17 protein-coding genes and 1 tRNA gene are annotated in these 20,682 nt (G+C 62.2%); 7 read left to right on the plus strand and 11 right to left on the minus strand.

From position 1 onward, the window contains the following. Positions 1-30: 30 nt before the first annotated feature. Together AC0V6T_RS10155 and AC0V6T_RS10160 are read right to left on the minus strand one after the other, a co-directional pair. Positions 31-1,320, minus strand: a complete 1,290-nt coding sequence (locus AC0V6T_RS10155) for an adenylosuccinate synthase (RefSeq protein ID WP_007163386.1) — start codon at positions 1,318-1,320, stop codon at positions 31-33. 283 nt (positions 1,321-1,603) lie between these two features. Continuing rightward, positions 1,604-3,343, minus strand: a complete 1,740-nt coding sequence (locus AC0V6T_RS10160) for a hypothetical protein (protein WP_486126565.1) — start codon at positions 3,341-3,343, stop codon at positions 1,604-1,606. On the opposite strand from AC0V6T_RS10160, the gene AC0V6T_RS10165 reads away from it, so the two are divergent. Next, positions 3,333-3,554 (plus strand): hypothetical protein, encoded by a 222-nt coding sequence (locus AC0V6T_RS10165; protein WP_486126567.1) that lies wholly within the window; start codon positions 3,333-3,335, stop codon positions 3,552-3,554. The genes AC0V6T_RS10160 and AC0V6T_RS10165 overlap by 11 nt on opposite strands. Before the next feature lie 35 nt (positions 3,555-3,589). Next, on the plus strand, positions 3,590-4,663 hold the full coding sequence (locus AC0V6T_RS10170) for an alpha/beta hydrolase (protein WP_486126569.1): 1,074 nt from the start codon (positions 3,590-3,592) through the stop codon (positions 4,661-4,663). On the opposite strand, the gene AC0V6T_RS10175 is transcribed toward AC0V6T_RS10170, so the two are convergent. The 4 genes from AC0V6T_RS10175 to AC0V6T_RS10190 all read right to left on the minus strand — a co-directional run bounded on the left by AC0V6T_RS10175 (position 4,664) and on the right by AC0V6T_RS10190 (position 9,156). Continuing rightward, on the minus strand, positions 4,664-5,053 hold the full coding sequence (locus tag AC0V6T_RS10175; protein WP_486126571.1) for a RidA family protein: 390 nt from the start codon (positions 5,051-5,053) through the stop codon (positions 4,664-4,666). Positions 5,054-5,069: 16 nt separating this feature from the next. Further along, entirely contained in the window at positions 5,070-6,185 is a 1,116-nt protein-coding gene (locus AC0V6T_RS10180; protein ID WP_486126573.1) for an ATP phosphoribosyltransferase regulatory subunit, read from the minus strand. Between the two features lie 76 nt (positions 6,186-6,261). Then, positions 6,262-7,845 (minus strand): phosphoglycerate dehydrogenase, encoded by a 1,584-nt coding sequence (serA, locus tag AC0V6T_RS10185; RefSeq protein WP_486126575.1) that lies wholly within the window; start codon positions 7,843-7,845, stop codon positions 6,262-6,264. A 132-nt stretch (positions 7,846-7,977) separates the two neighbouring features. Next, positions 7,978-9,156, minus strand: coding sequence for a phosphoserine transaminase (locus AC0V6T_RS10190; protein WP_486126577.1), 1,179 nt, complete (start codon positions 9,154-9,156; stop codon positions 7,978-7,980). A 187-nt stretch (positions 9,157-9,343) separates the two neighbouring features. Here AC0V6T_RS10190 and AC0V6T_RS10195 point away from each other — a divergent pair, with 187 nt between their 5' ends. Then, the gene (locus AC0V6T_RS10195; protein ID WP_486126579.1) at positions 9,344-10,543 is read left to right on the plus strand and encodes a glycosyltransferase family 4 protein; all 1,200 of its coding nucleotides are present in this window, start codon (positions 9,344-9,346) and stop codon (positions 10,541-10,543) included. Positions 10,544-10,562: 19 nt separating this feature from the next. Here AC0V6T_RS10195 and AC0V6T_RS10200 read toward each other — a convergent pair whose 3' ends face one another. The 3 genes from AC0V6T_RS10200 to AC0V6T_RS10210 all read right to left on the minus strand — a co-directional run bounded on the left by AC0V6T_RS10200 (position 10,563) and on the right by AC0V6T_RS10210 (position 12,288). Beyond that, entirely contained in the window at positions 10,563-10,991 is a 429-nt protein-coding gene (locus AC0V6T_RS10200) for a hypothetical protein (protein WP_486126581.1), read from the minus strand. Between the two features lie 121 nt (positions 10,992-11,112). After that, positions 11,113-11,517: a hypothetical protein gene (locus tag AC0V6T_RS10205; protein ID WP_486126583.1), complete on the minus strand. Its 405-nt coding sequence runs from the start codon at positions 11,515-11,517 to the stop codon at positions 11,113-11,115. A 117-nt stretch (positions 11,518-11,634) separates the two neighbouring features. Further along, positions 11,635-12,288 (minus strand): PadR family transcriptional regulator, encoded by a 654-nt coding sequence (locus AC0V6T_RS10210; RefSeq protein WP_486126585.1) that lies wholly within the window; start codon positions 12,286-12,288, stop codon positions 11,635-11,637. Between the two features lie 115 nt (positions 12,289-12,403). On the opposite strand from AC0V6T_RS10210, the gene AC0V6T_RS10215 reads away from it, so the two are divergent. Further along, entirely contained in the window at positions 12,404-13,723 is a 1,320-nt protein-coding gene (locus tag AC0V6T_RS10215; RefSeq protein ID WP_486126587.1) for a replication-associated recombination protein A, read from the plus strand. Continuing rightward, entirely contained in the window at positions 13,720-14,634 is a 915-nt protein-coding gene (locus AC0V6T_RS10220) for a hypothetical protein (RefSeq protein ID WP_486126589.1), read from the plus strand. Before AC0V6T_RS10215 ends, AC0V6T_RS10220 begins: the two co-directional genes overlap by 4 nt. A 106-nt stretch (positions 14,635-14,740) precedes the next feature. Here AC0V6T_RS10220 and AC0V6T_RS10225 read toward each other — a convergent pair whose 3' ends face one another. Then, positions 14,741-15,160 carry a TM2 domain-containing protein gene (locus AC0V6T_RS10225; RefSeq protein ID WP_007163372.1) on the minus strand — a complete coding sequence of 140 codons (420 nt, stop codon included), beginning with the start codon at positions 15,158-15,160 and terminating at the stop codon, positions 14,741-14,743. A 200-nt stretch (positions 15,161-15,360) separates the two neighbouring features. Between AC0V6T_RS10225 and AC0V6T_RS10230 the strand changes: the two genes are divergently transcribed. Then, a tRNA-Thr gene (locus AC0V6T_RS10230) sits at positions 15,361-15,436 on the plus strand. Positions 15,437-15,467: 31 nt separating this feature from the next. Here AC0V6T_RS10230 and AC0V6T_RS10235 read toward each other — a convergent pair. Next, positions 15,468-17,882, minus strand: a complete 2,415-nt coding sequence (locus AC0V6T_RS10235; protein WP_486126591.1) for a S9 family peptidase — start codon at positions 17,880-17,882, stop codon at positions 15,468-15,470. A gap of 163 nt (positions 17,883-18,045) precedes the next feature. On the opposite strand from AC0V6T_RS10235, the gene AC0V6T_RS10240 reads away from it, so the two are divergent. After that, a complete protein-coding gene (locus AC0V6T_RS10240) occupies positions 18,046-20,634 on the plus strand; it encodes a M14 family zinc carboxypeptidase (RefSeq protein WP_486126593.1) in 2,589 nt (862 codons plus the stop codon). Positions 20,635-20,682: the final 48 nt, after the last annotated feature.

The raw sequence follows: 20,682 nt of genomic DNA on the forward strand, positions 1-20,682 counted from the left end.
ATGTCCCAGCACGGGAATATTGGTGCGGGGTCAGTCCTCGAACGGATCGCGCATCAGGATCGTGTCGTCACGCTCCGGGCTGGTGGAGACGAGCGCGACAGGGGTTTCGATCAGTTCCTGCACGCGCTGGATGTACTTGATCGCATTTGCCGGAAGGTCGGCGAAGCTGCGCGCACCGGCCGTGCTTTCGGTCCAGCCTTCCATTTCCTCGTAGATCGGCTCGACCGCGGCCTGGTCGGCTGCGTGGCTCGGCAGGTAGTCGTAGACGTTACCATGGAGGCGATAGCCGGTGCAGATCTTCACAACCTCAAGCCCGTCGAGAACGTCGATCTTGGTAAGAGCAATTCCGGTCACGCCCGAGACCGCGCAGGTCTGGCGCACGAGCACGGCGTCGAACCAGCCGACGCGGCGCTGGCGGCCCGTGACGGTGCCGAATTCGTGGCCGCGTTCACCGATGCCCTGTCCTACCTCGTCCTCAAGCTCGGTCGGGAACGGGCCGGAGCCGACGCGGGTCGTGTAGGCCTTGACGATGCCGAGTACGAAGCCGGTCGCGTTGGGGCCGAGGCCACTTCCGCTCGCCGCCGTGCCGCTCACCGTGTTGGAGCTGGTGACGAAGGGATAAGTGCCGTGGTCGATGTCGAGGAGCACGCCCTGGGCGCCTTCGAACAGGATCTTGGCGCCCGCCTTGCGAACCTTCTTCAATCGCTTCCACACCGGCTGCGCAAACCGCAGGACGAAAGGCGCGATCTCGCGAAGTTGAGTGAGCAGGTCTTCGCGGTCCACCGGCGGCTGGTCGAAGCCTGCGCGTAGCGCATCGTGGTGAGCGCAAAGGCGGTCAAGCTGCGGCTCAAGGCTGTCGAGGTGAGCCAAGTCGCACACGCGGATTGCGCGGCGGCCAACCTTGTCCTCGTAAGCCGGGCCAATGCCGCGCCCGGTGGTCCCGATCTTTCCCTTGCCAGCCGCAGTTTCACGCAGGCCATCAAGGTCGCGGTGGAGCGGCAGGATCAGCGGGCAGTTGTCGGCAACGGCAAGGTTGTCGTCATTGATGGTGACGCCCTGCCCTTCGAGCTTCTCGACCTCATCGCGCAGCGCCCACGGATCGAGCACGACGCCATTGCCGATCATGCTCATCGTGCCCGAGACGATACCCGATGGCAGCAGCGAAAGCTTGTAGGTCGTCCCGTCGATCACCAGCGTGTGACCGGCATTGTGACCGCCCTGAAAGCGGACCACGGCATCGGCGCGGCTGGCAAGCCAGTCGACGATCTTGCCCTTGCCTTCATCGCCCCACTGGGCGCCGATCACGGTTACGTTAGCCATCAGTCAGCATGTCCTTCACGCATTCAAATCCGCGCGGGGCCTAGGGGCATCGCTTGGCAAGGGCAAGTGCGGTTCGCGGTGGACCACACAAGCCCGTCTTTGGAAAAAGGCGAATTTCCCGCAAGTGATTGACGAATATGGCAAATTTGGCTGTTCGCGTGTAGGAGGTGTGACTTTCGGTTTTCTTGCGAAAAGCACGCACGCGCGAGGCATGGATAAAAACGATTGGCCATGCGCGCATCATGCCCGCGACGTGCATCTGTAGGAAAGCGCGAAACGCCCTCTATTCGATTACGATGCTCTGCTCTTCGCAGACATTGATCGCGGGAACCTCAATCTCGCGCGCATTCTCGGTCACGGCCTTGAAGTCGAAGATGCAGGCGGATGAACCGTCTTGCACCGTCACGTTCCACTGCTGATCGCGCGAGAGCGTGTAGCCCGTACCAAGCCGGTCATAGCCCCATTCGAGCGTGGCCGAATTGCTCCAGTAAATCTCGCTCACGGTCTCGCCCGTCTGGTTGAGAATAGAGAGCCGCCGGTCCTGCCCATCGGGGCTGACACCGGGACGGCGCACACCGACAAGCTGGCCGGGAGGCGCAAGCGTCGACTTGAGCGCACCCAGCGCACCGCGATCAGGCGTCCCGCGTTCCATCGTCCCTCTGGGCTCCGGCGCTTTCGCGTTCACCACGGCGTCCTCCCCGAAATCGATTGTGAGCATGTTGTAGACATCGCCCAGGTTCTCGACCGCCATCTGGAAATCACCACATTCGTTCCCCGGATCGAGCGTAAACTCGGTCGTGTCGGTCGTGTCGTAATCGGAGTGGATCGAAGTGCCCGCGCTGTCGGTCACGTCGAAATCGAGGTCGGTGTCGCCATCGCCGCGCGCGCTGACCTTGGTCACCGAGCAGACGCGCAGCGCAACCTTGGTCGCGGCATTTGCGCTGACGCGGTACTCGCCCGGCCCTTGCAAACCGGCACGGGTCGCAGGGTCGATCAGCGCGACGGTGAAGACATTGTAGACATCGCCGAGATTGTCGACCTCGAGCGCAAAGGTCTCACATTCCTGAGCAGGACTGAGCAGCACGAAAGTCACGTCCGACATATCGAAATCGGAGTGAACGACATTGCCCGCTTCGTCGTTGATGGTGAAATCGAGATCGGTGTCGCCATCGCCGCGCACTTCGACACGGGTCGCGCCGCATACCGGCAGGTTGACCTTTAGCGAGGCATTGGCGTCGGCCCGGTACTCGCCCGCGCCGCTCGTATCAGCGGTGCTGCTGGTGCGCGCGGTTGAGCCCGCAGCCTGAGTTGCGGAAGCGAGGCTTGTCGTGGGGGCCGTACCGGCAAACGGCGTATCGCTTGCCCCTTCGGGTTCGACCACCAGCATCATCGCGTTGTAGACCTCACCGACATTGGCGATGTCCATCTCGAACACTTCGCAATCGCCCAGCAACCCTTCGAGAGTTGTGCTGGTTTCGTCGGTTGTATCGTCGTTCTCGTGAACCACGCCGCCGTCGGAATTGCGGATCACGAAATCGAGATCGGTGTCCCCGTCGCCGCGCGCGCTCACCCGCGCGCTGGTTCCACAGGCCTTGAACGTCACCGTCTGCGTCTCGGAGGCCTGCACGATGTATTTCTGCACGCGGGTCGTGCTCTCGGTTATTGGTTCGAGGACGACCACGAATGCGTTCGCTTCTTCGCCCAGATTTGAAACGCCCAGCGCGAATGTCTCGCACTCATCGCCTTCTTTCTCGAGAACGACCGAGAGATAGTCGTCGATGCCGGTGTCTTCGTGCTGGTTGTTGCCGTTTGCATCGGTGACGACGAAATCGAGATCGGTGCCGGTGTCTCCGCGAACGACGAGCTGCAATTCTGCCGAACACACCTCGAGATTGATCGTCACGCGGCCCGCGCCCTCGATCGAATACTCATCCACCGCTGCCCGTGCGCTCGTCCCGGCGAGAGCTGCGAGTGCGCTCCCGGCCATAAGTGAAGCTCGCAAGAGCAAGTGGATGCGGTTCATTGACGTCCCCTTTGGCAAAAATGAGGGGTTTGACACGGTGGATTCGCCAAAAGCCTATAAGCATTCGCAAGTGAATGACAGCTTGATTGCCCGATTGACGCTGCAACCTATTCAGATCGTGCGCGAATGTGGTGGGTGCATTGGAGATGCGCGCACGCTGTTACAAAGCGCGACCCGCGAGCGCTTGCCCGCAGCGCCGCGATTGGCTTGATTGAAAGCACCCAGTTCGAAGAGAGGAACCCCCGTATGCGCTTCTCACGTCCTTTTGCATTTCAGGCCGCAGGTCTTGCAGCCCTTGGCAGCCTTGTCCTTGCCAGCACCAGCTACGCCCAACAGCGCGACCGCCCTTCGCGATCCTGCATGAGCGAAATCCGTCAATTGTGCGGATCGGATCGTTCGCAGATCCGGTCGTGCCTACAGGAGCGCTTCTCGGAATTGTCGGAAAGCTGCGCAAGCGAGATCCGTGAGCGCGTGCAACAGCGGCGCGGTGGGCGCGAAGGGCGCGGGAACCGAGAGGGTCAGCAGTCCGACACTTCCGCGAGCTACGTCCCGGCCAAGGTCTCACACACGGTGATCTATGGCGAACACCAGCGTCAGCAAATCGACATCTACGCGCCCGATGACGCGGTCGAGGACCTGCCGATGGTGCTCTTCATTCATGGCGGCGGATGGTCGTTCGGCAGCCACGAGAACGTGCAGGCGAAGCCCGGCCATTTCAACAAAGCAGGCTATTACTTTGCCTCGACCGGATACCGCGTGCTGCCGGGCGCTGCGGTGGAAGATCAGGCACGCGATGTGGGCGCCGCGATCATTGCGCTGCGCGGACAGGCGAGCGCGTTCGGCTTCGATGGTGAGCAGATCGTGCTGATGGGTCACTCGGCAGGCGCGCATCTTGCGGCGCTGGTTGCAACCGATCCGACCTATGCTGGCGAAGCGTTTGATGCGGTCAAAGGTGTGATCCTGCTCGATGGCGCTGGATACGACGTGGCTGCGAACATGGCCGAGGCCGAGCCGCAAGCCTTTCAGATCTACAACAACGCCTTTGGCACCGACCCTGCGCGGCAGGCAGCCTTGTCGCCTTTAACCCATGTGGGCGGAGAGGATGCGTCCAATTGGCTCGCGCTTTACGTGGCCGCGCGCGATGTTGCGCAAAAGCAGGCTGGCTTGCTCGTCGATGCGCTCAGCGCGCAGGGGGCAAGCGCTGAGGCGGTGTCGATCGCTGGCACTGACCATGGCCGCATGAACCGCGAGCTTGGCACCGAGGCAGGCGCCGCTCAGACGCAGGCGGTGGATGCGTTTCTGGCGCGGGTGTTCAGCTGATCACACGGTCGCGGTGACGTCGATCTCGACCATCAGTTCGGGCAGCGCGAGGCCCTTCACCTCAACTGTCGTGTCGGCGGGGTATGGCGGTGTGAAGTAACACTTCCGCGCCTCTACGATCTTGGGGAAATGCGCCATGTCGGTCATGTAGATCGTGACCTTGACGACCTTCGAAAGGTCGCTCCCCGCCGCGGCCATAACCCGCTCGATATTGGCGAAGGTCTGCGCGAGTTGCGCGTCGAAATCGCCCTCTCCGACAATCGCGCCCTCTTCGTCGATGGCAGCCTGGCCGGACAGGAACAGCAAATCCCCCACCCGCCAAGCTGGCGCGATGGCGTAAGGGGCGAGCGGGTCGGGAACGATGGCGATTGGCTGTGCTTTGTCGTCCATGCGATCCGTCCTCGTCTCAAAGCCCGGTCAGATCCGAGCCGTTCAATGCGTGCGTGCAGCCGAGCGCTTGTGGGTCTTCGCCCTCGCCCAATTGTGCGATCGTGCGCGCGCCTTCGCGGCGAAGCTCTGCGGCTTTTGCGGTATCGTGGCCGGTCGGCAAGTAGACCGTGCGCGGTGTCTCGGGCTGCGGAGCGGCGGCGGACAGGCGGTCGACATAGAGCGTGAAGCCGGTTGCTGCCTCCTCGCTTCCGCCGATCCGGTAAGTCCCCCCACGCCCGGCAGCGCCGCGAACACCGTCGGCGTAGATCGTGAAGCCGAACCAGCTTTGGTATTCGAACCCATGCCGCTCGGTCGGGTCGAGCGTGATGCGGGCCCCGGGACCTTGAACGTCGCCGATCCGCGCGGCGATGGCTTTGAGCCCGTCGAGCCGGGTCGCCAGCACTCCGCCCGCGTCGATCTCGCGCAGCTTGGCGAGCGCGTCTTCGAAGGGGCCGGTTGCATAAAGCAGTGGCAGATAATCGGCTCCACCCGCCTGCTTCAGCCCGCCTGCATCCTTCGTATCGAGCTCGCGTCGAATCGCGTCGATGGCGCCTTCATCCAGCCCATCGCGCGCCGCAAGCGTGTCGACGAGGTCGGGCAAGGTGAAGTCGACCGAAATGCCAGTGAGGCCAGCCGCGCCCAGCGCCTCGATAGCAAGGCTGACGATCTCGCCAGCGGCCTCGACCGTGTCAGCACCGATCAGCTCTGCTCCCAACTGCAAACGCTCGCGCGCCGGGTCGAGCTGGCTCGCCTGGATAAGCGCGGTGTCGCCGCAATAGGCAAGCCGCAGCGGGCGCGGCGCACTGGCGAGCGAGGTCGACGCGATCCGCCCGATCTGCGGAGTGATGTCGCTGCGCAAAGCGAGCGTGCGCAGGCTCGCCGGATCGACCATGCGGAAGGTGCAGCGGGTAGCTACGCCTTCCATCCGGGCGGCAAGCGCGCTTTCGAACTCGAGCAGCGGCGGGCGCACCCGGTCATAGCCGTGGCTCCCCAGCGCATCGAGGCAGGCGCGCATGGCGGCGGTGATCCGCGCGGCGGAAGCGGGCAGCCGGTCTTCAAGGCCGACGGGGAGGAGATCAGTTGAATTGGTCATGTCGCGGCGGTCCCTACTCAAATCGCCATCCATGCGTAAAGCACGGATGGCGAATTCGAGCAGATTGGCGGGCTACCTAGAAGCTGAGCGCCTTGACCATCTTCACGCCTTCGACCTTCTCGGCCTCGGCCAGCACGTCCGCGCTGGGCTCATCGTCGAGGCTCAAAAGCAGCACCGCTTCCCCGCCCGCATCGCGGCGACCGAGGTTGAAGGTGCCGATATTGATGCCCTGCGAACCCAGCAGCGTACCGATGCGCCCGATGAAGCCCGGCTTATCGTCGTTGACGACGTAGAGCATGTGACCGTCGAGGTCCGCCTCAATCCCAATGCCGAAAATCTCGACAAGGCGCGGTGCGTCCTTGCCGAACAAGGTACCGGCGACAGAGCGCGTGCCCGCGTCGGTTTCGACCGACACGCGGATGAGCGTGTTGAACGCCCCTTCGCGCTGGTGGCGTATCTCGCTCACATCCAGGCCGCGTTCCTTCGCAAGGTACGGCGCGTTGACCATGTTCACCGTGTCGGAATAGCGGCGCATGAAGCCCGCCAACACAGCGCCGGTGATCGGCTTGCCGTTCAGTTCAGCCGCCGCGCCTTCGCGCTCGATGCTGATCTTGGTAAGGTTGCCGTGCGCCAGCTGACCCACGAGGCTGCCGAGCTTTTCGGCAAGCGACATGTAGGGCTTGAGCTTCGGCGCTTCCTCGGCGGAGAGCGAAGGCATGTTGAGCGCGTTGGTGACGCCGCCATTGACGAGGTAGTCGCTCATCTGCTCGGCCACCTGCAGCGCAACGTTCACCTGCGCTTCGGTCGTCGATGCTCCAAGGTGCGGGGTGCAGATAAAGTTGGGCGCGCCGAACAGCGGATTTTCCTTCGCCGGTTCCTCGGCAAACACGTCGAGCGCGGCGCCTGCGACCTGACCGCTTTCGAGGCAGTCCTTGAGCGCGACCTCGTCGATCAGCCCGCCGCGCGCGCAATTGACGATGCGGATGCCGGGCTTCGCATTCTCAAGCCGCTCGCGGCTGAGGATATTGCGGGTCTCGTCCGTCAGCGGGGTGTGCAGGCTCACGAAATCGGCGCGCGAGAGCAGATTGTCGAGGTCGACCTTCTCCACCCCGATTTCGACAGCACGGTCTTCGGTCAGGAACGGATCATACGCGATGACCTTCATGCGAAGGCCCAGAGCGCGGCTGGCGACGATCGAGCCGATATTGCCGGCCCCGATCAGGCCAAGCGTCTTGCCGGTGACTTCGATGCCCATGAAGTCCTTCTTGGGCCACTCGCCATTCTGGGTGCGCGCATCTGCCGCCGGGATCATCCGGGCGAGCGCCATGATCATCGCAATGGCGTGTTCGGCAGTGGTGATCGAGTTGCCGAACGGAGTGTTCATCACCACCACGCCCTTGCCGCTCGCATAAGGAATGTCGACATTGTCGACACCAATCCCGGCACGGCCGATGACCTTGAGGTTGGTAGCAGCATCCAGAATTTCGGACGTCACTTTGGTCGAGGACCGGATTGCGAGGCCGTGATATTCGCCGATCCGCGCTTTCAACTCTTCTGGCGTTTCGCCGGTGATGACATCGACGTCGCAGCCGCGCTCTTCGAAAATGCGCGCAGCGTTCGGGTCCATCTTGTCGGAAATAAGGACTTTGGGTTTTGTCATTGGAAGCACTCCAATCGTCATCCCGGACTTGATCCGGGACCCCGCTTTTTTGCCGCGGGAGGAGAAAAGGGAACTAGCGGGACCCCGGATCAAGTCCGGGATGACGCCAGAAATCAGGTAACGGGCGGCGAATTAGCCGTTCTTGACGTTTTCGTAGGCCCATTCGATCCACGGCAGGAGGCGCTTGATATCCTCCGCCTCGACCGTGCCGCCGCACCAGATGCGTAAGCTCGGGGGCGCGTCGCGATAGCCATTAAAGTCGAGACCGACATTGCGCTCTTCGAGCATCTTGACGATCTTTTTCGGCACAGCCGCCTGATCTTCAGCCGAGAGGCTTTCGTACCAGTCGCCCTGGAACATCATGCAGACGCCGGTATTGGTGCGCTTCGCAGGGTCGGAGACCATGTTGCGCAGCCACGGCTTCGCCTCGATCCAGTCCTTGACGATATTGGCGTTGGTATCGGCGCGTTCGAACATCGCCTGACGCCCACCGATCGACTTCGCCCATTCAAGCGCCGCGATGTAATCCTCTGTCGCGAGCAGCGAAGGCGTGTTGATTGTCGCGCCTTCGAAGATGCCGCGATTGAGCTTTTCACCCTTTTTGAGGCGGAACAGCTTGGGCAGAGGCCAAGGGGGATCGTAGCTTTCGATCCGCTCGACCGCTTTTGGCGAGAGGATCAGCATGCCGTGCTGGGCCTCGGAACCCATCACCTTCTGCCAGCTATAGGTCGTGGCATCGAGCTTGGGCCAATCCATTTCCTGAGCGAAAATGGCGCTGGTCGCATCGTTGATGGTGACGCCTTCGCGGCCCGGTTCGAGCCAGTCAGTGTCCGGGATCATCGCGCCCGATGTCGTGCCGTTCCACGTGAACACCACGTCATTGCGCTGCGGGATTGTGGAGAGATCGGGGATCTCGCCATAATCGGCCGAAAGCGTTTGCAGGTTGGGAAGCTTCAGCTGCTTCACCGCGTCCTGAATCCAGACATTGCCAAAGCTTTCCCACGCGGCGACCGTTGCCGGGCGCGCAGGGTCGAGCATCGTCCACATCGCGCATTCAAGCGCGCCAGTGTCCGATGCCGGCATGATGCCGACCAGATAGTCCTCCGGAATGCCGAGCAGTTCCTTCGACAGGTCGATCGCGTATTTTAGACGCGACTTGCCGGTTGCCGAGCGGTGCGAGCGCCCGAGCGAATCGGTTTTCAGCTTGTCGAGGGACCAGCCCGGGAACTTGACCGTGGGACCGGAAGAAAATTGGGGGCGCTCAGGTTTGAGCGGGGGCTCGTGCATGAGCCCGCGAGTGTAGTCAGTCATTGTATTCTCTCCTTACAGAGAGCACGCGCGGCGTTGGGACCGCGTGGCCCGCTGGCCGAACTAATGTTGCGCTGCGAAGAGTCAATGAGAAATCCTCCGCAATCGGTGAAAGTGAATTGGGCAAAGATCAAATGCTTGTCGCAAGCCTCTCGCATTCAACGCGCGACTGCCTTAGATGTGCCCGGCAATGCAGACAGACGACCTTCGCATTGCCCTGTTCAGTGGCAATTACAATTACACCCGTGATGGAGCGAACCAGGCGCTGAACCGCCTTGTCGGGTCGCTTCTCGACAAGGGCGCGAGCGTGCGCGTCTATTCCCCCAAGGTTGCCGAACCCGATTTTCCGCCGACCGGCGACCTTGTCGGAGTGCCCAATGTGCGCATGCCGGTAAAGGGTCGCGGGGAGTATCGCCTGCCGCTGCGCCTTGGCGGCGCGGTCAAGCGCGATCTGGAAAAGTTCAAGCCGAACATCGTGCACCTCTCCTCGCCCGACCCGGCAGGGCACGCCGCGCTTCGCTGGGCGCAGCAGCACGACATTCCCGTGCTGGCGAGCGTGCACACCCGTTTTGAAACCTACCCACGCTATTACGGCCTCGCATTCACCGAACCGCTGGTCGTCGGCATTCTCGAACAATTCTATAATCGCTGCGATGCGCTGGTCGCCCCTTCGCAGAGCATGATCGACGAATTGCTGGCGATGGACATGCACGACGATATCGCGCTGTGGTCGCGCGGGGTGGATCGCACGATCTTCTCATCGCAAAAGCGCGATCTCGAATGGCGCCGCTCCATGGGTCTTGAGGACGACGACGTGGCGATCGTGTTTCTCGGGCGGCTGGTCATGGAAAAGGGCCTCGACGTCTTTGCCGAGACCATCGTTCAGTTGAGAAAGCGCCAGGTCCCGCACAAGGTGCTGGTCATCGGCGACGGGCCTGCGCATGACTGGTTCAAGGACGCGCTGCCCGGTGGTATCTTCGCAGGGTTCAAGACCGGCGAGGATCTGGGGCAGGCATTGGCGAGCGGGGATATCTTCTTCAACCCCAGCGTCACCGAGACATTCGGAAACGTCACTCTCGAAGCCATGGCTTGCGGCCTTCCTGTCGTCGCAGCTGGCGCAACCGGTGCATCAAGCCTCGTCAATGATGGCGTCACCGGCAGGCTCGTCCCGCTAACGGGAAAGAAGGGCGACAAGTCCCCCGATAGCGTTGGCCTCGCCGAGGCAATCGCGCCCTACTGTACTGACCCCGCGCTTCGCATGGCGCATGGACGCGCGGGCGAAGAACGCAGTTTCGAATACAGCTGGGACGCGATCAATCAGGTCGTCGCCGACACCTATATCCGCCTGATCGAAGATCGCCGCGCATTGCAGGCGGCCGAGGCCCAGTAGGCTGCCCGACGCAGGCTGGTTAACGAAGCACGCTGTTTTGCGTCATGCGCGATGCGTAGATCAGCATGAACAGCGTGGTCACCCAGATCATGATCGTGAGCGCAGGGCTTTGCAGGCTCTCGGGCACTTCGATCATCGCATACTGAAAAATGGTCGTGCCGATCAGGCCAATGATCGCGATCACGGTCGCATGAACCGCGTAGCGCGAACGCAAAAGGATCAGGATCGAACCGGCAATCGCGCCCCAAACGCCCATCGCCCAAAAGGTGTTGGCCCAGAGAGGATGGCTTTCGAAAAAGGCGATCTCGGTTTCGCTCATGCCGAGGCTTTCGAGCATGCCGAGCCGGGTCATGGTGTAGCTGAACCCGCCAACCGAGTTCCATAGCAGAGTAAGTACGCCGACCACCCAAAGGTGCCACGGCGTTTTCGCGCGCCCGATTATGTTCATTATGTCTCTCCCCGCGATATCGCGACCATTGAAGGGCGACCCGTCGGGTAAGGAGTGTCAGATCAGGCCGCGCCTCGCAAGCGCCGCATCGACGAGGAACTTATCGTTCCGTCTAAGCGCCTTAACGCAGCAGCCCGCGAGAACGCACACGAAGAGCGTAAAGCAGTGCGGTCTGAGTGATGACCCAAAGGCCAAACAGCGCTGGCATGTGATAGATATTGCCCGCCGGGCTGTTGAGAACAATCATCGTGAATGACGCTGCCATGATCCCCACGATGCCGGTCACAAAAGCCTGAACGGCCCAGCGTGAGCGCGCAAGCAGCAGTATTGCGCCTGCAAAACTACCCCAGACGCAGGCCGCCACGTACACCTGTGTCCAGCCCGAGATTTCGCCCGACGCCGTGCCGAGCACACCGTATTTGGCAAACACCATGATTGACCACACAAGGACAAGAACGCCCACCGCCAGCATGTGCCACGGCATCGCTCCGCCGGTTTCATCGCGTCTGGAAAGAATGGCTTGCATGGATAAAGTCTCCGGGCGTTGAGGACTGCTGAGCCTGAAAGGCCCCGCGCGAGTATCCTTCATGCACCGGAGACGTGATCTTAACGCGAACGCCTATAGTTTCGCCTTGGTAAAATCTCAGAGGCGCTCGATGCGCTTGGCGACTTCGTCGATGATGTCGACGATCTCGTCGATCGCCTTCTGATCGAGCTTTCCGGCGCGTGCACGGTTCTTGAGTACGGTCGCAAGGTTGCCCATTGCACGCCACAGGTCGGGCGACTTGGCCTTGACCTTCTCGGCGCGGGCACCGTGCTCGCCCAGGCGGCCCATCAGTTCGTCGACTTCGTCGGCGCGGTCGGCGAGTTCCGCCTTGCCTGCCTTGGTTGCCTTGAACGGCTTCTTGCTGCTGGCCTCGTCGTCATCCGAAGCAGCCTTGACCTTTGCCGGTTTGATCAGGCCTTCTTCCTCAAGCATCTGGAGCGTCGGATAGACGGCGCCCGGTGACGGGGCATAGCTGCCGCCGGTCATATCCTCGATTGCGCGGATCAGTTCGTAGCCGTGGCGCGGCTCGTTATTGATGAGGGCAAGCAGCGCGAGGCGAAGTTCGCCAGTGCCGAACATACGACCGCGGCGCTTGCGAGTTTTAGCTCCGTCGTGCCAGGTGCGAGAGCGGCGCGAACGGCGCTCATCACGCTCGCTGCTGGAGTCCCACTCATTCGCGGCCTGCGCCGCCATCATGGCGAGCATCGGGCCCAACTGGTTCCAGCCGCCGCGTCCATACCTTCTGGTCATCGTAATTCTCCTGATAGTTCTTATGACGCTCAAGATATATCTTTGACCTATCTCTTCAAGGGGTCTGATCGCGCGATATGGCTTTTTCCGACGAGTGGCTTATCTCGATCCACGAATGGCCGACTTGTTTGCAGATGATCCCCCGCCCGCCCGCGCTGCGGACGAACCGCGCGCTGATGCCCCGCTCGCCGACCGCCTGCGTCCATGCTCGCTTGATGAGGTTATCGGGCAGGAGCACCTGACCGGCCCGGAGGGTGCAATCGGGCGGATGGTGGCGGCAGGTCGCCTTGCCAGCATGGTGTTATGGGGTCCGCCGGGCACGGGCAAGACCAGCATAGCGCGCTTGCTTGCCGATGCGGTGGGCATGCGTTTCGTCTCGATCAGCGCCGTCTTTTCGGGCGTGGCTGACCTAAAAAAGGCCTTTGCCGAAGCCGACAAGATGGCCGATGCGGGCAAGACCACGCTGCTTTTTGTGGACGAAATCCACCGCTTCAACCGCGCGCAACAGGACGGTTTCCTTCCGTTTGTCGAACGCGGGACGGTCACGCTGGTCGGCGCAACGACCGAGAACCCCAGCTTCGCCCTCAACGCAGCACTGCTGAGCCGCGCTCAGGTGCTGATCCTCGAGCGGCTAAGCCATGAAGCGCTGGAAAAACTGCTGTCGCGCGCAGAGGGACTTGAAGGCCCCCTCCCCCTTACCGAGGACGCGCGCGCAGCCCTGATTGCGAGCGCCGATGGCGACGGTCGTTTCCTGCTGGGTCAGGCCGAGACGCTCTACAATGCGAAGCTTGACGCGCCGCTCGATCCGGCGGCTCTCGGCGCATTCCTGCAGCGGCGCGTTGCGGTCTATGACAAGGACCGCGACGGGCATTACAACCTCATCAGCGCGCTTCACAAAAGCCTGCGCGGTTCCGACCCTCAGGCATCGCTCTATTACCTCGCGCGAATGCTCACCGCCGGGGAAGAGCCGCTCTACGTACTGCGGCGCCTCGTGCGCTTTGCATCGGAAGACATCGGCCTCGCTGACCCACAGGCGCTTACCCAATGCCTTGCGGCGAAGGATGCCTTCCAGTTCCTCGGCAGCCCCGAAGGTGAACTCGCGATTGTGCAGGCCTGCCTCTACTGCGCCACCGCGCCCAAATCGAACGCTGCCTATGCAGCGCAAAAATCCGCCTTCCGCGCCGCGAAGGAGACGGGTTCGCTGATGCCGCCAGCCAACATTCTCAACGCGCCGACCAAGCTGATGAAGGATATCGGGTACGGCGAAGGCTACGCCTACGATCACAACACCGACGAAGGCTTTTCGGGCGACAATTACTGGCCCGAGGAGATGGAGCCGCAGACTTTCTACGAGCCGGTCGAGCGCGGTTTCGAGCGCAAGGTTCGTGAGCGGATCGCCTATTGGGACAAGCTTCGCAGCGAGCGCCAGGCATGAGGGACTGGGACCACTTCCTTGCCGTCGACTGGTCGGGTGCCAAAGGTGAACGCCAAAAGGGCATAGCGCTCGCCATTGCCGAGGCGGCGGGTGGCCCGCCGGTGCTGGTGGAGCCACCGGATGGCGGTTGGTCGCGGGTCGATGTCTTTCACCTGCTGCGCGACGAATTGCCGGCCAACACTCTGGTCGGGATCGATCTCGGCATATCGCTCCCCTTCAACGATTGTGGTGCCTTCTTTCCCGGCTGGGATCGATCTCCCAGCCACGCCAAGAAGCTCTGGGCGCTGATCGACGAGATTTGCGAAGACGACCCGCATCTTGGCGCGCACAGTTTTGTCGAACACGTTGAGGCTCGGCGCTACTTCCGGCACGGCAAGGGCGATGAGGGCGACCGCTTCCACCTGCCCCATGCGGCAAGCAAGACAGGTCGATTGCGCGAGGCCGAAGTCGCCCAGTGGCGACAGAAATGCCGACCGGTTTCGAACTTCAATCTGGTGGGTGCGGCGCAGGTGGGCAAAAGCTCGCTCACCGGAATGCGGATGCTGCACAAACTGCGTGGGTCTTTGCCGGTTTGGCCAATGGACCCGGTGCCGGAAAAACGGCTCAAACAGGGCGGCTCGATGCTGGTCGAGATCTATACCGGCCTCGCCTCACGCGAAGCCGCCGATGCGCTGGGCGGCAAAAACGGGACGCGCACCAAACTGCTCACCTATGCCGACCTCAATGCTGCCATCGGCGCGCTCGACAGTCCGCCGGTCGACAAGTTCGGCGAGATTGACGACCATTCCTCCGATGCACTGTTGACCGCCGCATGGCTACGCAAGACCGCAAGCGAGCCCGAGCGCTGGGAGCCACGCTGCCTGACAGCGGAAATCGCCTGGACGGAGGGATGGACGTTTGGAGGGTTGTAGGAATTTCGGTCGCGCCAGCGACCGCAAGGGCGACCGCCCGCCCGCAGCGGGCGCAGCTTTGCTGCGCGTCTAGCGAGGACGCGCCCGCGGATGCGGGCGCGAAATGTTAACGATACAACTGCGAGTAGTCGCTGCGGCGTTCCTTGCGGTAGCCGGTTTGCCGCAGGTCCTCGAGCATTGCCTCGCGCCTGCGATCAGCCTCACTCTCGACGCGGCGCGGCTCTTCGACGTGCTCGCCTTCGCGATAGGACATCGAGGCGTTGATCATGTCGATCGTGTTGCGATTGCGCTCGTTCACGAGGCCCGGCACCAGCAGCGCATCGAACAGCCACCACCAGAACGTGACGAGCAGAAAACCGATCCCTGTCAGCGTCAGAACAAGCTGGATCGCACCGGACTTGGTGTTGCCCGTGTAGAAGCGGTGAACCCCGAACCAGCCAAGGAAAAGCCATAGGAGGTATGCCACCCCCGTTGACTTGCGGTTCTCTTCAAAAACCATCTGTTTGTGCAGATTGTCGTCCACCATTCGCCCCTTTCTTGTGGCACTAAGATGTATCTTAAGCAGGCGGGATGCAAGGCCATTTGCTGGTCATTCGACAAAGTGCAAACTGTCTTCGGCAAACCGAAAAGCGCCCCCTCTTTGCGCGCAAGTGGCATTGCCATCTGGACAGAAGGGGCGCTTTGCGGCTAGCGGGCGCTCTCTTTGCGAGAACGCACCGCAGGCACGCCGGTTTAGCTCAGTTGGTAGAGCAGTTGATTTGTAATCATCAGGCCAGGGGTTCGAATCCTCTAACCGGCACCAGCCTCCTGCTCTTTTCCAACTCGATCAGGCCTTAGCCGCCCTCCTGGACCTCCGCATTCTTCACGTGGGCGTCGAACCATTCGAACATCTCGTGAAGCGTGTGCAGCACGGATTCGCGGCCGCGATAACCGTGATCCTCGTGCGGCAACATCACGAGCCGCGCGGTGCCGCCCGTGCCCTTCACCGCTGCAAACATGCGCTCCGACTGCTGCGGGAAGGTGCCTGAATTGCTGTCATTGTCGCCGTGGATGAACAGGACCGGCTCGTTGATCATGTTCGCTGCCATGAAGGGGCTGAGGCGGTAGTAGGTCTCGGGCGTGTCCCAGAAGATGCGGCGTTCTGCCTGAAAACCGAAAGGGGTGAGCGTGCGGTTGTATGCGCCCGAACGCGCGATGCCTGCGCGGAACAGGTCGCTGCGCGCCAGGAGATGAGCGGTCATGAAGGCGCCATAGCTGTGCCCACCGACACCCAGCCGCACCCCGTCGCCAAAGCCGCGTTCAACCGTGAAATCGACAGCTGCCTGAGCATTGGAGACGACCTGTTCGATAAAGGTGTCGTTGACCGTCTCCGGGTCCGACCCGACCACCGGCATCGAAGCGCGGTCGAGCACCGCATACCCTTGCGTCAGGAAAAACAGGTGCGAATAGCCGCCGATCCGGGTGAAGCGGTACGGCGAATCGCGGTTCTGTCCTGCGGTCGCTGCGTTGTTGAATTCGCGCGGGTAGGCCCACACTACCACCGGCACCTTTTCGCCCTCCTTGTATTCGGGCGGGAGGTAAAGCGTTGCGGTCAATTCCACCCCATCCTCGCGGGTGTAGGTGACCAGTTCGCGCTTGATACCGGTCAGTTCGGGGTGCGGGTCGGGGAAGTTCGTGAGGAAGCGCTCTGCGCCATCGGAGTAAAGCTTCACATTGCCCGGATTGGTCGGGCTTTCGTAGAATGTGATGAACTCGCTACCATCCTCGGTCACGACGTCGATCACCGATTCCAGCTGTTCGCCGGAATTGCGCCAGACTTCTTCGGTCTCGAGCGATGCCAGATCGAAGCGGCGCAGGAAGGGACGCAGGCCCTCGGGCGTTGCTCCCGATCCGGTCAGCAGCAGCTTTCCGTCGACATTGCGCGCGACATATTTGCCGTATTCGTTGGTCGTCATCAGCGGGCTGCCGGGATCGTTGTAAGCGTCCTGCACATTGCGGAGGACGAGCTCACGCGGCGCATCGCCATCGCGCACATCGACCAGCGTCTGCCGAAGCTCGCGCGTGTCACGGTCATATTCATAGACGATGAGATCGTCGGTGCCCTCGATCCCCATCGCGCCCGATGCGCGATCTTCGAGGCGAGCGAGCACACGGCCCTCGCCCGTAAACGGCGCCTCGAAGGCGAGCACGTTATCGCGATTGTCGCTTTCGGTGCGCGGGTCGCCGCCGTCCTGCGCCTCGACCCACATCAGCATCGCGTCTTCGCCCGGATGCCACTGAATGTTGCGCCTTCCGGTAACGACGCCCTGCACCGGCAGGGCATCGGCAAGCGGCTGTTCGACGATGGTAGAGACGAGGTCGCCGTCCATCGTGTAGATAGCGCTCGTCCGCGGGAAACGATACCACGGCACCTGGTAGGAGAACGGCTCGTTGATCCATTCCATCAGCAGGTAGTTGCCATCGGGCGAGGCGCTTACGCTGGTGTAGATGCGCGGTTCGCCAACCATGCGCTTGTTCGAACCGTCGGCGTGCATGATCACCGGCTGGCTGGTGGCGAGCCATTTGAACATTGCCTCGTCATGCGGGTTTTCGAGCAGGTTCTGGAAAGTGCGGGTCTGCGCTTCCTGGCCGCCCGATGCGTCCTGGATCGCCGGGCCCTGGGGCGTAAGCAATTCTATCGGCTTTGCGCCGCGATCGGACGGAATGGCGAGCGTGAGAAGCGAACCGCCGGGCAGCCATGTCGGGCTTTGGAATACCGGGTTCACTCCCCCGGTCATCAATGTAGCAACCGCGCCGCTGGCGGTGTCGAGGACGTGAACATCCATCGCGTCAGCACGCGTGTTGGTGAAGACGATCTTCGACCCGTCGGTTGACCACGCCACGTCCGAGATGTCGGCATTGGCCGGCAGGTCGATGGCGCGCACCTCGCCGGTGGCGATGTCCTGAAGCGACAGGCCGACAAAGGCGCGCGTGCCGTAGCGGTCATTGATGCTCGCATCGAGGCGGATCCCGGCGAGCTTTTCCATCGGCCGCGCAAGGTCGGCAACCGGCGGCAGGGCCTCGCGCTCCATCAGCAGGATAAGGTCATTATCAGGCGAGATCGAGACGCGCGGTGCAGGTGCGCGGGTGACGATATCGGTCACCTCCGGCGGCGGGGTCTGGTAGCCGTCCTGCGCCGCAGCGGGCACGGAGGCCCCGAGGCCAAAAACCAATGCAAGTCCGGTGGTTGAGATAAACGATGCGCGCATAAATTGTTCTCCCCTTTGTGCAAAACCATAGCGGGCATGCGGCTCGCATCAAGCGGCCATTTCGATCGGGATTTGACTTGCGCGGCGCATGGGCTAGCGAGAGGCACAAACGGCGCCTTGTCCAAGGCGCTGGTTCAAACAGTCACGTCTACGAGGATTGCCCATGCTGCGCCGCGCTCTCGCCGCCCTTGCTGCTTTTTCGATTCCATTCGCAGCGGCTCCTGTCGCTGCCGAGCCGGTCGAATTCTTCCAGGTTGCAGGCGTCACCTATGACGAGAGCATCCCGTCTTTCGAGGACAGCGCAGGCTACGAAATTGGCGAGCGACCGGTACGCTACGCGGACCTTGTCGCCTATTTGCGCGATCTTGCGGCGCGCTCGGACAGGATCACGGTAGAAACGATCGGCTACTCGCACGAACGCCGCCCGATCCTCACCTTCACCGTCACCAGCCCTCAGAACCACGCGAATATCGAGAGCATTCGCCAGACCCATCTTGCCCGCGCGCAGGGCAATGCGTCAGCCGATGCAGCGCCGATGGTGCTGTGGATCAACTGGGGCGTTCACGGGGCAGAGACGACTGGCATGGTCGGCTCGATCCCGACGCTTTATCACCTTGCAGCAGCGCAAGGCCCGCAGATCGAAGCGCAGCTTCGCGATTCCGTGATCGTGCTCACCGTCGCTTTCAACCCAGACGGACATTCGCGCCGCGTAGATCATGTCGAGAAGTTCTGGTCCTATGCCGACAACACCGACCCGAACGATGCTGCGCACAATTTGTGGGTCGATGCGCGCACCAATCATTACGGCTTCGACCTCAACCGTCAGTGGCTGCTCCTGACCCAGCCAGAAAGCCAGGCGTGGATCCGCGAATGGCACAAGTGGAAGCCGATGGTGTCGGTCGACTATCACGAGATGGGTTCGGCCTCGCCATACTACTTCCACCCCGGCGAAGAGCTGCGTCGCAATCCGCTCATCCCGGTGCGCGCGCGTGACCTCACCAAGCAGATCGCGCAGCGCCATGCCGCATGGATGGACAGCGAAGCACGGCTCTATTCGAGCGAGGAAGGCTTCGACAATTTCTACATCGGCAAGGGTTCGACCTACCCGCAGATCAACGGCGCGCTCGGCATCCTGTTCGAAGCGGGCGCGGCGCGCGGCGGCGCGATCCAGACCGAGCGAGGCCTCGTCACCACAGCAGACAATGCCCGCACGCATTTCCGTATGGCGCTGACTTCCATCCAAGGCTCGCTCGACCTGCGCAACGAAATCACCGCTTACCAGCGTGACTTCTTCGCCCAGAACGCCCGCAACGGCGGCGCTGGCGGCTGGGTCTTCACCGCCGAGGGTGATCCTGAGCGAGCTGCGCGCTTTGTGCGCCTTCTCAACATGCACGACATTCGCGTGACCCGCCTCGGATCGGACGTCACCGCAGGCGGGCGCACATTCGGTGCTTCGACCAGCTACTTCGTGCCCGATGCGCAGCTCAACAACCGCATGATCCGCGGCATCTTCGAACGCATCACCGAGTTCGAGGAAAACATCTTCTACGATGTTTCTGGCTGGACCCTCCCGCTCGCTTACGACCTCGAATATGCGCGCGTTGGCAGCGGCAATCGGGGAGCAAGCGCAGATGGCGCGTTCCAGAGCGCCCCTGCGCCTGAGCGGGCGCGCTATGGCTATGTCTTCGACTGGTCGCACACCTACGCGCCGCGCGCGCTCAACCGCATCCTGTCAAAGGACATCATGGCCCGCGCCGCGATGGAAGAAGCGATGTTCCCGACCACCGCAGGCAACGTCCAGTTCGGACGTGGTTCGATCTTCGTCCCGCTCGCGCGGCAGGAAGCGTCGCAAGCCGACATCCACGCGGTCATGCAGACCATCGCCGCTGAAGATGGCGTACCCGTTTACGCGGTTTCCTCCGGCTCGACGCCCGACACGGGCCGCGACCTCGGCGCGACCGGCGTGTTCCGCTCGCTCGAAAATCCGCGCGTAGTGCTCGCCTATGATGGCGGTCTGTCGCGCTACGATTATGGTGAGGTCTGGTGGACGCTCGACCATAATCACCGCATGCCGGTGACGCTGGTGAAGAAAGACGACCTCGGCTCGCTTCCCTGGAGCGATTACACCCACCTCGTGCTGGTCGGCGGCAATGCTGCTCTGAGCGAAGGCGTGACCGAAGAGGTCAAGGGCTGGATCGAGGACGGCGGCACGCTGATCGCAACGCGCAGCGCGGCATTGTGGGCGCAGAGTGCGATCCTTGGCCGCGAAAAGGACGAGGACGAGGAGAAGGACGAAAGCGACAGCGAGGAAACGACCGAGCGTTTGAACTTCTCCGAGCTTTCCGTTCGCGATGCGCAGGACGTGATCGGCGGCTCGATCTTTGCAGCCGATATCGACACCAGCCACCCGCTCGGCTTCGGCTATGCGAACCGCGAGCTGCCCGTCCACCGCAACGTCACTTTCACGCTGATGCGGCCTGAGGGGAACCCCTACGCGGTTCCGGTGCAGTACGAGAATGACCCGCTGCTTTCAGGCTATGCCTCGCGCAAACGTCTCGACGAAATCGGCGGAACCCCGTCTGTCGTGGCGGAGCGTATGCGGCGCGGGACGGTGATCCTGATGGCCGACAACCCGGTTTTCCGCGGCACCTATGCCGGGACGGAGAAGCTGCTGATGAACGCGATCTTCTTCTCCGGCCTGATCGACGCACCGCGCGGCGATTACGAAGCGGGCGAGCACCAGCACGACTAATCTGCCTAGCCATCGCGCTGGCCAAGCGCGACAACTTTGCTACACCCT

It is taken from the genome of Erythrobacter sp. S158 (assembly GCF_057364915.1).

Excerpts from the sequence above, each read along its gene's own strand:
- AC0V6T_RS10205 (WP_486126583.1), bottom strand. The coding sequence starts at position 11,517 with ATGCAAGCCATTCTTTCCAGACGCGATGAAACCGGCGGAGCGATGCCG.
- AC0V6T_RS10225 (WP_007163372.1), bottom strand. The coding sequence starts at position 15,160 with ATGGTGGACGACAATCTGCACAAACAGATGGTTTTTGAAGAGAACCGC.
- AC0V6T_RS10180 (WP_486126573.1), bottom strand. The coding sequence starts at position 6,185 with ATGACCAATTCAACTGATCTCCTCCCCGTCGGCCTTGAAGACCGGCTG.
- AC0V6T_RS10155 (WP_007163386.1), bottom strand. The coding sequence starts at position 1,320 with ATGGCTAACGTAACCGTGATCGGCGCCCAGTGGGGCGATGAAGGCAAG.
- serA (WP_486126575.1), bottom strand. The coding sequence starts at position 7,845 with ATGACAAAACCCAAAGTCCTTATTTCCGACAAGATGGACCCGAACGCT.
- AC0V6T_RS10235 (WP_486126591.1), bottom strand. The coding sequence starts at position 17,882 with ATGCGCGCATCGTTTATCTCAACCACCGGACTTGCATTGGTTTTTGGC.
- AC0V6T_RS10175 (WP_486126571.1), bottom strand. The coding sequence starts at position 5,053 with ATGGACGACAAAGCACAGCCAATCGCCATCGTTCCCGACCCGCTCGCC.
- AC0V6T_RS10190 (WP_486126577.1), bottom strand. The coding sequence starts at position 9,156 with ATGACTGACTACACTCGCGGGCTCATGCACGAGCCCCCGCTCAAACCT.
- AC0V6T_RS10195 (WP_486126579.1), top strand. The coding sequence starts at position 9,344 with ATGCAGACAGACGACCTTCGCATTGCCCTGTTCAGTGGCAATTACAAT.
- AC0V6T_RS10240 (WP_486126593.1), top strand. The coding sequence starts at position 18,046 with ATGCTGCGCCGCGCTCTCGCCGCCCTTGCTGCTTTTTCGATTCCATTC.
- AC0V6T_RS10160 (WP_486126565.1), bottom strand. The coding sequence starts at position 3,343 with ATGAACCGCATCCACTTGCTCTTGCGAGCTTCACTTATGGCCGGGAGC.
- AC0V6T_RS10200 (WP_486126581.1), bottom strand. The coding sequence starts at position 10,991 with ATGAACATAATCGGGCGCGCGAAAACGCCGTGGCACCTTTGGGTGGTC.
- AC0V6T_RS10170 (WP_486126569.1), top strand. The coding sequence starts at position 3,590 with ATGCGCTTCTCACGTCCTTTTGCATTTCAGGCCGCAGGTCTTGCAGCC.
- AC0V6T_RS10220 (WP_486126589.1), top strand. The coding sequence starts at position 13,720 with ATGAGGGACTGGGACCACTTCCTTGCCGTCGACTGGTCGGGTGCCAAA.
- AC0V6T_RS10210 (WP_486126585.1), bottom strand. The coding sequence starts at position 12,288 with ATGACCAGAAGGTATGGACGCGGCGGCTGGAACCAGTTGGGCCCGATG.
- AC0V6T_RS10215 (WP_486126587.1), top strand. The coding sequence starts at position 12,404 with ATGGCCGACTTGTTTGCAGATGATCCCCCGCCCGCCCGCGCTGCGGAC.
- AC0V6T_RS10165 (WP_486126567.1), top strand. The coding sequence starts at position 3,333 with ATGCGGTTCATTGACGTCCCCTTTGGCAAAAATGAGGGGTTTGACACG.